General features: G+C 58.9%; 15 protein-coding genes and 1 pseudogene. 6 read left to right on the top strand and 10 right to left on the bottom strand.

Features of this window, described 5'->3' with window-relative positions; all coding sequences use genetic code 11:
* Positions 1 to 114: 114 nt before the first annotated feature.
* Entirely contained in the window at positions 115 to 363 is a 249-nt protein-coding gene (locus ACMDCR_RS24485) for a hypothetical protein (RefSeq protein ID WP_413989129.1), read from the bottom strand.
* Positions 364 to 496: 133 nt separating this feature from the next.
* Here ACMDCR_RS24485 and ACMDCR_RS24480 point away from each other — a divergent pair, with 133 nt between their 5' ends.
* Complete coding sequence (locus ACMDCR_RS24480) at positions 497 to 649, top strand: hypothetical protein (RefSeq protein ID WP_413989128.1); 153 nt, start codon at positions 497 to 499, stop codon at positions 647 to 649.
* A gap of 52 nt (positions 650 to 701) precedes the next feature.
* On the opposite strand, the gene ACMDCR_RS24475 is transcribed toward ACMDCR_RS24480, so the two are convergent.
* Complete coding sequence (locus tag ACMDCR_RS24475) at positions 702 to 977, bottom strand: hypothetical protein (protein WP_413989127.1); 276 nt, start codon at positions 975 to 977, stop codon at positions 702 to 704.
* Between the two features lie 26 nt (positions 978 to 1,003).
* Here ACMDCR_RS24475 and ACMDCR_RS24470 point away from each other — a divergent pair.
* Both ACMDCR_RS24470 and ACMDCR_RS24465 read left to right on the top strand, forming a co-directional pair.
* A pseudogene (locus ACMDCR_RS24470) lies at positions 1,004 to 1,258 on the top strand (hypothetical protein); the annotation flags it as partial.
* Positions 1,259 to 1,376: 118 nt separating this feature from the next.
* Positions 1,377 to 1,784, top strand: a complete 408-nt coding sequence (locus ACMDCR_RS24465) for a class I SAM-dependent methyltransferase (protein WP_413989126.1) — start codon at positions 1,377 to 1,379, stop codon at positions 1,782 to 1,784.
* Positions 1,785 to 1,824: 40 nt separating this feature from the next.
* On the opposite strand, the gene ACMDCR_RS24460 is transcribed toward ACMDCR_RS24465, so the two are convergent.
* The 7 genes from ACMDCR_RS24460 to ACMDCR_RS24430 form a co-directional block, all read right to left on the bottom strand.
* A complete protein-coding gene (locus tag ACMDCR_RS24460) occupies positions 1,825 to 2,856 on the bottom strand; it encodes a hypothetical protein (RefSeq protein ID WP_413989125.1) in 1,032 nt (343 codons plus the stop codon).
* Between the two features lie 204 nt (positions 2,857 to 3,060).
* Positions 3,061 to 3,315: a GCG_CRPN prefix-to-repeats domain-containing protein gene (locus tag ACMDCR_RS24455; RefSeq protein ID WP_413993708.1), complete on the bottom strand. Its 255-nt coding sequence runs from the start codon at positions 3,313 to 3,315 to the stop codon at positions 3,061 to 3,063.
* Between the two features lie 728 nt (positions 3,316 to 4,043).
* On the bottom strand, positions 4,044 to 5,225 hold the full coding sequence (locus ACMDCR_RS24450) for an amino acid ABC transporter substrate-binding protein (RefSeq protein ID WP_413989124.1): 1,182 nt from the start codon (positions 5,223 to 5,225) through the stop codon (positions 4,044 to 4,046).
* Between the two features lie 2 nt (positions 5,226 to 5,227).
* Positions 5,228 to 5,875, bottom strand: a complete 648-nt coding sequence (locus tag ACMDCR_RS24445; protein WP_413989123.1) for a hydrolase — start codon at positions 5,873 to 5,875, stop codon at positions 5,228 to 5,230.
* 30 nt (positions 5,876 to 5,905) lie between these two features.
* Entirely contained in the window at positions 5,906 to 6,274 is a 369-nt protein-coding gene (locus ACMDCR_RS24440; RefSeq protein WP_413989122.1) for a nuclear transport factor 2 family protein, read from the bottom strand.
* A 536-nt stretch (positions 6,275 to 6,810) separates the two neighbouring features.
* Positions 6,811 to 7,212, bottom strand: a complete 402-nt coding sequence (locus ACMDCR_RS24435; RefSeq protein WP_413989121.1) for a nuclear transport factor 2 family protein — start codon at positions 7,210 to 7,212, stop codon at positions 6,811 to 6,813.
* A 162-nt stretch (positions 7,213 to 7,374) separates the two neighbouring features.
* Positions 7,375 to 8,214 (bottom strand): helix-turn-helix domain-containing protein, encoded by an 840-nt coding sequence (locus ACMDCR_RS24430; RefSeq protein ID WP_413989120.1) that lies wholly within the window; start codon positions 8,212 to 8,214, stop codon positions 7,375 to 7,377.
* 1,340 nt (positions 8,215 to 9,554) lie between these two features.
* Here ACMDCR_RS24430 and ACMDCR_RS24425 point away from each other — a divergent pair.
* The gene (locus ACMDCR_RS24425; protein WP_413989119.1) at positions 9,555 to 10,394 is read left to right on the top strand and encodes a transglutaminase-like domain-containing protein; all 840 of its coding nucleotides are present in this window, start codon (positions 9,555 to 9,557) and stop codon (positions 10,392 to 10,394) included.
* On the opposite strand, the gene ACMDCR_RS24420 is transcribed toward ACMDCR_RS24425, so the two are convergent.
* The gene (locus tag ACMDCR_RS24420; RefSeq protein ID WP_413989118.1) at positions 10,304 to 11,257 is read right to left on the bottom strand and encodes a transglutaminase family protein; all 954 of its coding nucleotides are present in this window, start codon (positions 11,255 to 11,257) and stop codon (positions 10,304 to 10,306) included. The two genes, ACMDCR_RS24425 and ACMDCR_RS24420, sit on opposite strands and share 91 nt — an antisense overlap.
* Before the next feature lie 523 nt (positions 11,258 to 11,780).
* On the opposite strand from ACMDCR_RS24420, the gene ACMDCR_RS24415 reads away from it, so the two are divergent.
* Positions 11,781 to 12,203 carry an antitoxin Xre/MbcA/ParS toxin-binding domain-containing protein gene (locus tag ACMDCR_RS24415; RefSeq protein WP_413989117.1) on the top strand — a complete coding sequence of 141 codons (423 nt, stop codon included), beginning with the start codon at positions 11,781 to 11,783 and terminating at the stop codon, positions 12,201 to 12,203.
* On the top strand, positions 12,200 to 12,682 hold the full coding sequence (locus ACMDCR_RS24410) for an RES family NAD+ phosphorylase (RefSeq protein WP_413989116.1): 483 nt from the start codon (positions 12,200 to 12,202) through the stop codon (positions 12,680 to 12,682). Before ACMDCR_RS24415 ends, ACMDCR_RS24410 begins: the two co-directional genes overlap by 4 nt.
* Positions 12,683 to 12,923: the final 241 nt, after the last annotated feature.

The following is a 12,923-nucleotide window of genomic DNA, read 5'->3' as shown; positions in this document are numbered from 1 at the left end:
GAGCGGTGACTTACAATCGTTGAAAGGCTGGCTTGGCTTAAATTGTGCACTTCATGTGAAACTCGCGCCCTTCCCGAGTCTCATCATGAACTGCAAATCGACAAATGCGCTCATTCAAGCCTGAGCATGTGACTGATCAACGATGGACAGAATCTCCGGCTTCTGCCGCGATGTTCTGCGCCAAAGAATTCTCTTGGTTCCCACCTTCGAGATGTAGCGACCGTCAGGCATTGCGCTGCTTGTACCAGCTTGCTCCATGGGATTGCTCGAAAAAAGCCTCACCAGCGCAGCCCTATCAGCCGCTGATAAGAGCGCCATCTGTGCAATCGCCGAGTACGAATTGTCGAAATTCGCTGTCGTCATTCGGAGTTTCCCTCACTCTATTAGATAGCAGCGCCCCGACTGAATCGCTAGTGGTCGCTCCAGGCATAGGCCGGGGGACTTCTGACCGTACTTTCAGGGTGCTACCGCTGCACCTGTGTCAGAGGCTCTGATCATGGCAACCGCCGCAACCCTCTTCGTCATCACCGTCCTGTCGGTGAACTCGCCAGCTGACACCGTCATCAACAAGGATCCGAAGACCAGGCACGACAACACGGTGCAGGAGTTCGTCGTCATGGTCCAGAAGCTGCCGTCCGCGAAGGCCTAGTACATGTCCGACATCATTGTCTCAAACTTCAACCAAACGTACCCCAACGTGTTCACTCTGGGCCGCGTGGAGAAGCAGCAGTGAGCGCCTGAAGGGGACCAAAGCGCGAAGCGTGGTAAAGATTCTCCAAAACAGAGTAACTTCTTTCCAAACCCGCAGAACGAAAGGCAAACGCATAGCCGAGGTCCTCGAGACCGGGTACCTCGGTGATCTGCCCCGTCACCCGGCGCTCAGCGACCTCCTTGGTGGCCGGCACGAAGGCGTGGCTCTGCTTAATGTTGCAGGCCGAGCACCGCTTTTTCGCCGCCACCGAGGCGATCGTCCTCATGTCGCCCTTGGTGCCAGTGGGGCTGAGGCATGATTCTTTTGTCCCAGGCCTATCGGCTGGCACCTGCCAATCGCGTCACCACTTTCGAGTATACAGGCATGATTGGGACGCCACTTTGGGGTTTTCTGTTGTTTGCCGAGGTGCCACGCGAAACGACTGTGCTGGGCGCTATGCTGATCATCGGCGCGGGCCTGCTTGCTCTCAGCAATGAGCGGCGTATCGAGAAACATCGACCTGCCTCGATTATTGCGGGGGCAAGCACAGAACAAACGAACGGCTGATCGTCTTATCCGGCACGATCGCTAACGAGCTCAAGACAAGGCCGCCCGCCGCGCAGGACCTCGTCGCCCGGCTCCGGCTGCGCGAGGGCGGTCGCACAGGCTGCGCCGTCGAGAGGTGATGTCCTCGTTGCCGGCTTTGGCAAACGGCTCGAACTCGAACGACTTCTGCGCAGGACCAGCACAACCGGGATCAATCTCGCCCGATCCAGCTGCGATCACGCGGGAGTGGATCGCCCGAAAAAACTGCATCGGTATCGAAGCCTTGCACATCATGGACTGCGACGCGCTCGAATTCGAAGATGGCAGCTTCGACGTCGTGCTTGACCCTTATCTATTGAGTGTTGTGCCATCACTCAAACGCATGCTCGTGGAGATTTGGCGGGTCACCCGTGTTGGTGGCGAAATGATCATCCTCAGTCATATCTTGGCAGAGCGAGGTCCGCGAGCGCGGATCGAGAAATGCGTGGAGGGCGCCGGCGGATGGCAAGGCTCGAATACCATTCGATCTACCTCACGGGCGCGGTGATCCCTGCAGTCCGCGGGCACACGGCCACAATCGTTCAGCGTCAACGCACCGATTTCGACACGCGGATTGTCGCGGTCACCAGCGGTCGTGCGACATCGGCCGGCGCCATAGCGATGCTGGCGGCGAAGCGGCTGGCAAAGAGATCCCGCAAGGCGCCGTCGTCGCCGAAGAGCGAAGGACCAAATGCCGCGATGAAGAAACCGGTGATAACCGATGCGAATTGGGCGGCGTCTGCAGTCTTTTGCCAACGCAACATCGCGGCGTTCGGGGTGGGGGCGATCACGAGCTCCTCAAGCTTCAGGTCTGGCAACTCCCCCTGGTCGAAGGGCGCGGTGAACTCGGCCCGGGGGCGGGGGCGAGAGGGAATGGTCATGGCCGCAAAGGCCTGAGGCTCGAGCTTGCCTTCGGACACCAGGGTCTCGAGAATGCGCTTGGCGAGGTCCATCATCGGTTCAAGGCCGGTGGCACCGGCCTCGTCGATGGCCCCGACCACCATGACGAGCTGACCGCCTGGCGTGAGTTCTCGTGCCCGGTTCTGTAGGAAATTGCGCCAGTCCGCAGCGGCCTGCCTTGCCAGGGCGATCCCCTCTTCGGGGGTGGCGAACATCGGCCAGATATGGTTGCTCAGCGTCACCGGCAAGGCGCTCATCCAATGAAGCGCAAAGGCGGACCAGCCCAAACAGAGACTTTCTGCCGGCAGGAGCCTTTCGTAAAAGGAGCGGCCGACGGCGGCTGAGAAGAGGTTCTCACGACCGCGCCTGTAGCTGTCTGGCGCTTCCTCCAGCATGACAAACAATGAAGTGAAGTCGCAACGCGGCAGATCGGTGTGCATGACGATCACGTCGCGTGGCTGCCCAAGGCGCTCACGCAGACGATCGATGGCCCTAGCCATCTGTCGCATGGAATTGTGCCCCTGGGACGAACCGAAATCCGCGATGGTCAATGTGCCTGACGGCAACGCAATCGCGTCCAGCGCACAAAGCAGAACGGCATCGGATTCCTCGGCTGAACGCCCCTGCAGCTCCGAATGCTCGTTGTAGTAGCCACGGCCCTCCATGACCGGTTCACGCATTTGCCTGCCCCCAATCAACCACCGGAAGGCGGATGCCTTGCCAAGTCATGATCCGCCAGAAAACAGATGGGAAGCGGCCCGCCGGCCGCTTCCCCTTGCATCAGGGAAAGCAAGACCCGAAAGCGCCCAGTCCATCCGCGACGTCCGGCGAACGGACGATCGATTGGCAGGCGGGGACCAGGGCACGATCGCTTGGCGCACCTGTTACTTGCAGTGTCGGGCTCCGTTCGGGCCACGCCAGCAATAATGACCGGGTCGACCATAGAAGCCGCCAGGGTAGGGACCGGTCCCATAGCGATGGCACGAACCATAGGGGCCACGATACCGGCCCTGACCGCATCCTTGAGCCGCCGGCACGATGAGCGAGGACGCTCCCGCGCCCAACGGTGCCGTAGGAACTCCCGCATAGGTTGGCGATGCCACCGCAAATGCAAATACTGCGAGTGCCAAAGTTTTCATCATGTCTTGGTGCTCCAATCTAAACACGCTGATAAGACAGTGCAGACGCAAGTTGATAACAGGACGAATATCACAGCGCCACTACACTACTTCGTGATTTCAGCCAGACTTCGCTCGATCGCCGAGAGATCGCTTTTCTGGTGACCGCCGCAACATACCCAACCGGCGAAACGAGCCAGGCGCCGCTGGTATCAGGTGGACTCCGCGGCATGCTCTCCATCGGGTGTGCAGCCGCGCGACCAAACCGGACGTCGCTTTTCCCGCCCCCATTACCGCAGAGCGCGGCGAAGCTCCGGCACCAAAGGGTGGGTCGGATACTATTCTTCGTCGGGCGCGGGGTCGGTCATGCCGGATGCGGAGCCGGCATTGCGCGGGCTCTCTGGGTAGCCTATCGAAACCTGCGTCATGGCGTCAGCAAAAGTATGCTGCACGGGAGCGAGGCTAAACGTGACATCCCCAACGACCCGGAAGACCGTGTTCTAGATGTTTCCTACCACCGTGCGACGCTCGAGCTGTCGACGGAGGTGACACCTCTGCTGGCTTTTTGGGCTTTCGATCCAGCGCGCCCCCTCCGAAGATTCGCATAACGGGGTTTATGGACAAGCTTGGTTTCTAGGTGGCACTTGGAGGTTCGGCGCTGCGGTCGCTTTGCACCCCGGTTGTTCGTTTTCTCCAGAGTTGAGCCCTATCGGTGGCAAACGCTAGGCTCGCAGCCAGGACCGATCGCTTCACCGCGCCGCGGCGTAGGGAAAGACCAGACGGCCGGACGCAAGTGCGTCGGGGCTGACAACGATCTGCTTCGAACCGTCCTTGATTTGATCGGCCTGATGGTTCTCGATGCCCTGGAATTGGACCTGAACGACGCGTGGATGCGCCCATTCGCCGTTCTTGCCAAATTTGACCTCGCCCATCACCGTCTCAAAGCTCGCGTCCCTCGCAAAGCTGGATAATGCCGCGTCATCGAGCCAGCCGGTCCCTTCGATCGCCTGCGCGACCACTTGCATCTGGGCATAGGCCAATGGCGCCATGTAGTGCCCCAGGAGATCGACACCCGCCTCGGCGGCGCGGGCGCGATAGGCGCCCAGGAACGCCTCGACGCCAGGGAACAGCATCTTGGAGACCGGCACCCAATATTCGTAATTGACGAAGCCGTTGAGCAGCGGACCGAGCTCGATCTTCACGGACGTGTTCTGTGGACCGATCATGCCCGCGCCGACCATCTTCGGCCGGAAGGGATGCCCATGGATGGTGCGGACAAGATCGATCGAATCCTCGAGATAGGAGCATAGGAACAGTAGATCGCAGTTGCTTGCGGCGACCGCGTCGAGGATCGGCATGAAATCTTTCGTCGAGAGCGGATAGACGGCCTCGTGGACGACCGTGAACCCGTATTTCTCAGCATTGGCCTTCGCACCGAGGATGGGATTTTTCGAGAACTCGGCATCGGCCGACAGCAGCGCCACGGTCGCGGGTCGCGGCGTCTGCTTGGCGGCGATCTCGAAGAAGCCCTCGGTGAGGGCCGCGTTCGGATCGGGGCCAGTCGGGATCATCGCGAAGTAGTTGGGATAGGCTAGCGAATTGTTGACGCCGAGCCCCATCAGCCCAACGAAGAAGCGCTCGCGTTCGATGATCACGGGCATGGCTGGCAGCACGGTATTGGTGCCGTAGCCACCGATGACCAGGTCCACCTTGTCCTCATCGAGCAGCCGCTTGTAGAGAACGGGCACGCGGGAAGCTTCAGCCCGGTCGTCATAGCAGATAAGCTCGACGGGTCGGCCGAGCAGGCCGCCCCTCTTGTTGACGTCTTCGAGCCAGATGTCATGAGCGAGCCGCGCCGATTGGCTGTTGCCCGCAAGTGGACCCGTCAGCGACAGGCAGTAGCCTATACGGATAGGCGCGGCCGCGGACATGATCAGGCGCCCGCTTGCGCGTGGGCGCCGAGAAGCTGCAGTTCCCAGGCCAGGGCCACACCCGCGGCTCCGCCATGCTCAATGACCACGCCAGCGACGCCGGTGGCCGTGTCCGCGCGCGCCCAGTCGCGCTGCCATTCGCCTAACACGGCCAGCCAGTTGATCGGCACGGCGCCGGCCTGAACCATGCGCCGCACGGCCATGTCATGGGCCTCCGCCGACACCCCGCCCGAAGCGTCGGTAACGATAAACACCTCATAGCCTTCGCCGAGCGCCTGAATCGCCGGCATGGCTAGGCAGATCTCGGTGTAAAGCGCAGCCAGCACAAGCTGCTTGCGACCGCTCTTGTTGACAACGTCAGTGACGTTGGGGTCTTCCCAGGTGTTGATGAAGGTGCGGTTGATCGGCTTCTGATCGGGGAAGACGTCGAGCAAACCCTTGATGATGTAGCCGCCACGCTCCTCAATCACCGAGGTGAGGATGGTTGGCACGTTGAACACCTTGGCCGTCTTGGCCAGACCGATAACGTTGTTGACGATCGTCGCCGGCTCATGGCTGTTTAGGTTGGTGAACTGATAGGGTTGGTGGTCGATCAATACGAGAATGCTGTCTTCGGGGCGCAGCAGGCCTTCGAGACCGATCTTAGGCACGGTAAACTCCTTGAGAACGCCGGGTGCGGCTCAGGCGGTGGGTTCGAGAAAAACGTACAGGGAATGGATGCGCCCGTCCTGGAAGTGGGCGACGTCCATGCCGTTGACGGCGGCCGGTCCGCCGGCCGGTCCGGCTCGCCAATGCAGTCGGCCGACATCGTGATGGCCGATGGCCGGTCCGGTCGCGGTGAAGCTGAAGGTGGGCGGCAGGCTGTCGAGCAGCGAGGTCACCGTCGCGGAGATCGCTGCGTGGCCGGTGACGGAGGTTTCCGGCTCATTGAGCACGGCGTCTTCGGCATAGAGTTCGCCGATCGCCTTCAGGCGTTTTACGGGATCGCGCTCACTGAATACACAAGCGAGATTGGCCCGCATAAGTCGATCATAGTCGAGCGATGGCATGGTCCTGTTTCCACTTTTCTAGCCCGTATTCTCAAAGGAAAGAGGGCCGCCGAACGCTCGCCGCAGCAGCGCTGGCCTGTCGGGTTGGACGAACTATCGCTGTGCGAAGGACCGAATGCACTGTTCGTTCCTACGATTTTCAGTCCGAAACCACGGCGGGATCCACGAAGATAAAGGGATCGGATGCGCCGGCCTTCGATCTCGGCGATATCCGTGCCGTCACGGCCGCAGGGCAATCTGGCGGTGCTGACCGCTAGTGCAAATGTCCGATGCCATGGTGGCCCAGCACCGCGCAGTCGGCGCAGAAACTGAAATCCTTGGGCAAGTCGGCAAGCAAAGCGGTCACCGCGCCTGAGATCGCCTGCTGTCACGTCCCCGATGTGTGCGCCTCAGGGAGCACCGCGTCTTCGGTATAGAACCCTCGGATCACCTCAAAACGCTGGACCGCGTCGCACTCCGAATACGCGCTAAAGATTGGCCCGTATCAGTCCGTCATAGTCGCCGGCCGCGTGCAAAGTCGCATCGCCAACCACGTTCTACAGGGAGGCCTCATCCGGTGAAAACATCGCCACCTTCGACCGGGCGCTTTCGACGGCGATGTCGTTCTGCCGCACGGTCCAGTGCTCGGCGAGCTTGCCATCCTCGACGCGAAAAATATCGATCACGATCTGAAGGTGAGTGGCCCATCCGTGCAGTCGCCCGTGCAGTGCGACGTAGTCGCCTTCGGCGATGATGATGAGACCCGGCTCATAGGAAACCGTGGAGGGAAGCTTCGCCACGATCTTGGCGAAAACCTGGCGGCCTTGGCGGAGGTCGGGATCGTGATGAATGAAGTAGGCGGCGTATAGACGTTCAACGGACAACGAGTCTTTGCGTTGGAACACCGAGGTGATGGCTTCCAGCACCAGCGTCTTGTTGCGTTCCTCTTTCGCAGTCATCACGGCGCCTTCCGGATTCGAACCTCTGAGGCGACGAGCGATCCAGTGAATGCCGGTTAGGCTGTGCTCGCCTTGTCGGTTCGAGGAATAGTGCCTGACGTACGCGCCGAAGGCACTGTTCGATCCTCCGATTTACAGTCTCTTTTCGCTTCGGAACCGAACTTAGCTTTTCCGGTCGTGCCGCCATGCCGCTGGAGTCGTGCCGATAAGTTTGCGGAACGTCCGGCCAAAATGGACGGAGTCGGCAAAGCCTGTGGCCTCGGCGATCTGGTCGAGTGAAGCGCGGGTATCAATCAGCATCGTCTGCGCGCGGCGGATGCGAGCATCGAGTTGCCAGCGGTAGGGCGCCATTCCGGTCGACGCCTTGAACGCATGGCTAAAATGGGACTGCGACAGACCCGCCAGCGCCGCCAGTTCGGCGAGTTCGACGCGTTCCGGCAATCGCATCTGCAAAAGGGCGATGACGCGCTGAAGCTGCCAGGGCGCGAGTCCCCTTTGGTCAGTGGCAGGTTCGGGCAGACTGGAAAAAAGACGCGCAACGATCGCCGCCGTCAGCCCGTCGCCATAGAGCTGCGTCGACGGGTCGGGATCATTCATGGCGCCCGCAAGCAGTTTGACCAGCGTCCAGATGCGATCGTCGGCGAAACGCACACGCGGCGTTGCGGCCAGGTCAGCGTCGAACCGCATGGCCAACCGCTCCCCGAGCACGTCAAGATCGAAGGTTAGGTTTGCGTCCCTGACGAAGCGGGCATTTGGGCTGTAACCCCACATCGCCATGCCAGCCGGCGCGAAGTGCATGTGCCGGGGCCTGTAAGGGATCGGACACGGTTGATCCTCGCGCACACGCGGTTCGCAATACCCTCCGACTTCCTCCAGGAGTACGCTGAGGCGCGCTTCAGTCGTATGGCGCAAAGGATGGAGGACACGGCCGGCGCAATAAAACTCCACCACATCGATGGACACGCCGTTCCAGGCGCGTTGCGACATCACGAGGTCGAGCACATTCTCCGGCAGCCCGTTCTTCTGATGGATTTGCTTGTCCAGCGGCGTCTACTCCTGGTGATACGATGGGAAGGTCAATTTTGATTCCAGGCCAAAGGGGTTGAAGCCTTGATGTCTTAGCACCGTCGACTGATCGCTTCATTCGGATCTCGCCAAGCGACGTTCGCAGAGTCGACAAGCGACCAATTATATCGGACATAGTTCTCATTGGGCCCCTCGAGCTGTGCAGCTCCGGATGGCGCTAGTTTGAGTCCATTAGGTTTCCGCATTGTTAGATATTCTGATGCGGTGCAGCAATGACGGCTGTAAATTGGGACCGACGGATTACCTCCGTAGGCGTGGGTGTTTGCAACGGTTGACGTGGTGCGAAGGCGCCCTAACGAATGCCGAGAGGACCTAAATGCCACCGAACCGGTCCATCAAGGATTGCGCGGCCGTCTCCGCAATCCAGGTGGTTATTTGCAAATCCTGGCCCATATGATCTCCGAGGGCCGTATTTGACCTCGCGCATAACTGCCCCTGGCGGGCCGCGGACGAATATCGCGTTCCCGTGGCGGAACTGAACTGCCCTGAAAACGTTGCATTCTGTCCCTGATATTTTGGCCTGTCAGCGGAGCGAATTCCAGCGTGGAGGGTTAAAATCATGGCTCTTCTTTATGCCGCGGAGGAAGTATCTTTAGCCGACTGTCCTTTCGGGCTTTTTGTGTGGCACGAGACGCTTGCACTCAAGACACTCTATCGTGCGCGGGATGGCGGCATTGTTGCTTACGTTGTTTCGTCCGGAGAATACTTCTACGGGGACGCTAGGCTATGCGACGAACTGGCAAAATTAATGGTTCGGCCGGTTATCGCAGCTGATGAGGAGGCCGTATCCGAGGACCACCTTTGGCTCTCACTATCGTCCCGGCTTAGCCACTCATCCGGCGATGGTTTTGGGGCCGCGCCAAAAGGCCAAAGGAGCTGAAACATTTCGTCCGCCTGCGGTTTCGCCGAAACTCTTTCGATCTTCGGTCTCGAAACGAGCGGCTGCCACAGGCCTGGATTCAGGCGAGTCCTTGTGACGAAATTCTTACCCTCTTGCGCTTCTTTGGCTCCCTACGAGTTGGGGAGGACGATTACCGACGGTCTTGGAGCACGCCGACGTACAACCCCGGTCTCGGATCTCACGATTAAGGAAAGTGCGACACCAATCGAACAACCGGCGCTATTAGATCGAGGGCTGGTGGCGACGTTAAGGGCTTTGGCGCCTGCGGCGCGTTGGGGATATGCTCGCAGGGTGCCACACTAGGGAACATATCACAGCGCCTCGTTGTTGCACCGCAACAAGCGGGGAACAAGCAATGCTGATACGCTACGGCTTCAACATCGAAATCGATATTTCTCAACCAACGCACATCATCACTCTCATGGATGTGTCGCCCGACCGTCGAATCAATCTTGTCAATGAACAACAACTGATCCACGTCGCAAGCGGTGAAATCGCCGAGCTTTACACCGATGTTTTTGGCAACACTTGCCGGCGCATCCGAGGGTTTCCAGGTACGGTCCAAATCCAGTCGGAAGGCATCATCGAGGACAGCGGGCGTCCCGATGAAGCGCCGCCCACACTTTACGATGTCTCAATCGACGACCTTCCGAACGACGCGCTTCAATTTCTGTTGGCAAGCAGGTACTGCGAGACAGACCTTCTAACGTCGACAGCGTGGAACCTTTTCGGTGGGATCAAAGGGGCTACGGCGAAAGTCCAGGCTATCAATGACTATGTCCATGGACGCCTAAGATTTGACTATGGGACTGCGCGACCAACCCGAACAGCCTGGGAGGCATTCAACGAAGGTCGGGGGGTCTGCCGCGATTTCACACACCTAGCGGTCACATTTTGTCGCTGCCTCAATATTCCTGCCAGATATTGTAACGGCTATCTGGGTGATATCGGCGTCCCGCCCGATCCCGCGCCGATGGACTTCAATGCCTGGTACGAGGCATATTTAGGTGGGAAATGGTACACCTTCGACGCGCGGCATAACATTCCCCGCGTAGGGCGTATCCTGATCGCACGCGGTCGCGACGCCATGGACATACCGATGCTTCACACCTTTGGTCCGCACTCTCTGCGAAGGTTCTCAGTAATCACGGAAGAAGCTTGGCCTGATCGTTGTCCTGATCCAGGGGGTTCGTAAGTGACATTCACGCGCACGTCCATATCAAGAAAGTCTGAGCGCGCACCGTGGTAAGAGCCAGACAAGGGCACCGCCTGCCGCGGTTCCCTTGCAACCGCCACTCTTATCAGGTCGCGATTGCCTACGATCCCGTTGGTCGGGTCAAACTCCACCCAACCGGCTCCGGGCAAATATACCTGGCACCACGCATGCGTAGAGCCACCTCCGAGATTTGTAGCGTGACCCCGTGCCGGGACGTACAGATAGCCTGTCACGAAGCGGGCGGCGAATCCAAGCGATCGCACAGCCTCCATCATCAGCAGCGCAAAATCGCGGCATGATCCGCGCTTGTACTTTAGAGTTGCCAGCGGGCTTTGCGTGCCGTGCTCGGTGCGTCGCTGGTAAGCAAAGGCTTCGCGAATGCCATAACACATGGTCATGAGCACATTGGTTGTTTTCGGACGATCGCTCGTGCTGACAAATTGCCGTGCCCAGTTTTGAAGTTCATACGCGTCTTCAGGAAACTGCTGCGCGATTGTGCTCGCCAAATCGGGCGCCTCTTCCGGCGAATAGTGAACGGGATAGCTAAGGGCTTCTTGATCAATGGTGAAGTGGGGCGCGGCGTCGGGGGTGTGATCGACAAGAAGATTTGTCTCGAACCGCAATTCCTGAGCGGTGCCGGAAAAGGACACTTCAGCCACGCAGTTCCCAAAAACGTCGTGAGACCATCGAATCGCGCTGTGGGTCGGCCAGACCCGCAAGGACGAGGAAATCAGCTTTTGGTCGAAGCTGTCACGCGGCCTGAACATCAAGCGATGTGCGTCAAAGGTAACCGGACGCCTGTAGCGGTACGTCGTCGTATGGATAATTCGATATAAGCTCATCGGTGTCGCGATCGTTCAAGAGCGGGACTAGCTTCGCAATCGATCCAGCTGGTCAAGTTGAGCCGAGCCTCGCAGTCCTCCGCCCGTATCCCTGGACTTCCACACTGTCGCCCACAAGCCTCAATCTGGTATTCACACGTGTTAATCGGCGTCGTAAATTAACCTCAGCTTCCGTACCATCATCAAATCCAAAGCGTCCCGACCGGCATTCAAATCAACTGCCAATTCACATACTGGTCAGACAAAGCCGACACTGTCCAAAATTGACGACAATTTAGGCCGACGGGGGGCGCCCAAATCGGAAGCATGGGGTCCACCCAAGGCAACCTGAGACGACAAGAGAAGTGGAACCCACGGTCGTTTTTGCCTTTCGGTAATCGAACGATGTCGTTCGGCTTGCGGCCGAGGACCGGCCGGGCAGCGAATTCGCATAACGTCGGTTATGGTTGTCGCTGCACTTACGGGCCTTGTCGTTTGCCTCGTGTGAGGCTATATGTTGCCTCATATGAACAGGGAATTTGTGATGCCCGCTCTGACAACTGCCGAGGTTCTTGGCCTATCCCCCAAGCAAGTTGTCTCGCCCATTGGCCTCATCGAGCAAATCGAAGGTGGCCTTCCGTTTGCCACGCTCGACCGAATTACCGGATTCTTGGCACCGGGTGATACCCAGTTTAAATACCGCTTTGTGCCACGTGCGACATGGTCGCGCCGGAAGGCAGCACACAAGCTATCGCTTGACGAAGGAACTAAGCTAGCGCGTGTGGCGAAGGTCTATACGGCGGCTGTTGACGCCTGGGGGAGCAAGGACGAGGCGCGCAACTTCCTATTCCGCGCTCACCCAATGATCAACGACAAGCTACCCATTGACGTAGTGATGAAGAGCGAGCTCGGTGCTGATCTGGTCATGGACATCCTGGGCCGGCTTAAATACGGCACTGCGGCGTGACCGCGCAGATACTCGATCGCATCCTGACCTGCTATCGCATCGGCGACCCCAACGGAGCTTATCCTGTTTTCGATGCTACGGGCTCAACGATCGCGCCCGGGCGTTGGAATACGTCCCGGAGCCCCATGATTTATACCAGCGAGCACTATTCAACCGCACTGCTTGAGAAATTGGTCCATGGCAGTGGGAGGATGCCTCTAAATCAGCATTGCGTGACCGTCACTATTCCTAGCGGCTTGAGCTATGAAGTTTTCCCTGTGGCAACATTGCCAGGCTGGGATAGACCCATCGCCGAATCTAGCAAGGCGTACGGCGAAAAGTGGTGCGGTGAGAAGCGGAGCCTTGTGGCAATCGTCCCTAGCGTAGTAGCTCGCCGCGATATGAATTTCCTCATTAATCCGGCGCATGCTGAGTTTAAGCACGTCAGCGCGAGCCTACATGAGCCCGTATACTGGGATTCTCGTTTATACGGGATATGACAGCTTGATTGTCTTGAACGCCAAGCTTCCGCCAACCCTATGCTGTTCCCTCCCTCAAGGCCGGGACTGCGGCCTTTTATTAGACTAGGCTGCGTTCCTCTCTCCAACCCACAAAATGCTCCTGGGCGGGCAACATGTCCGCTCTCAATCAGACTCGTTAGTTGGTCGCGGCCGCTGCGGCAGACTGCAGGGTCCTCTGGAATTCGCATAACGGCATTTATGAGAGCTCGCGGAACCTCGC

This window comes from Labrys okinawensis, from assembly GCF_047345005.1.
Classification (GTDB): domain Bacteria; phylum Pseudomonadota; class Alphaproteobacteria; order Rhizobiales; family Labraceae; genus Labrys; species Labrys okinawensis.
Note: the sequence above shows the minus strand (reverse complement) of the source record. Positions and strands in the feature narration are given on the sequence as shown.

Excerpts from the sequence above, each read along its gene's own strand:
- ACMDCR_RS24435 (WP_413989121.1), bottom strand. The coding sequence starts at position 7,212 with ATGACTGCGAAAGAGGAACGCAACAAGACGCTGGTGCTGGAAGCCATC.
- ACMDCR_RS24420 (WP_413989118.1), bottom strand. The coding sequence starts at position 11,257 with ATGAGCTTATATCGAATTATCCATACGACGACGTACCGCTACAGGCGT.
- ACMDCR_RS24440 (WP_413989122.1), bottom strand. The coding sequence starts at position 6,274 with ATGCCATCGCTCGACTATGATCGACTTATGCGGGCCAATCTCGCTTGT.
- ACMDCR_RS24460 (WP_413989125.1), bottom strand. The coding sequence starts at position 2,856 with ATGCGTGAACCGGTCATGGAGGGCCGTGGCTACTACAACGAGCATTCG.
- ACMDCR_RS24475 (WP_413989127.1), bottom strand. The coding sequence starts at position 977 with ATGAGGACGATCGCCTCGGTGGCGGCGAAAAAGCGGTGCTCGGCCTGC.
- ACMDCR_RS24415 (WP_413989117.1), top strand. The coding sequence starts at position 11,781 with ATGCCCGCTCTGACAACTGCCGAGGTTCTTGGCCTATCCCCCAAGCAA.
- ACMDCR_RS24465 (WP_413989126.1), top strand. The coding sequence starts at position 1,377 with ATGTCCTCGTTGCCGGCTTTGGCAAACGGCTCGAACTCGAACGACTTC.
- ACMDCR_RS24450 (WP_413989124.1), bottom strand. The coding sequence starts at position 5,225 with ATGTCCGCGGCCGCGCCTATCCGTATAGGCTACTGCCTGTCGCTGACG.
- ACMDCR_RS24455 (WP_413993708.1), bottom strand. The coding sequence starts at position 3,315 with ATGAAAACTTTGGCACTCGCAGTATTTGCATTTGCGGTGGCATCGCCA.
- ACMDCR_RS24485 (WP_413989129.1), bottom strand. The coding sequence starts at position 363 with ATGACGACAGCGAATTTCGACAATTCGTACTCGGCGATTGCACAGATG.
- ACMDCR_RS24480 (WP_413989128.1), top strand. The coding sequence starts at position 497 with ATGGCAACCGCCGCAACCCTCTTCGTCATCACCGTCCTGTCGGTGAAC.
- ACMDCR_RS24425 (WP_413989119.1), top strand. The coding sequence starts at position 9,555 with ATGCTGATACGCTACGGCTTCAACATCGAAATCGATATTTCTCAACCA.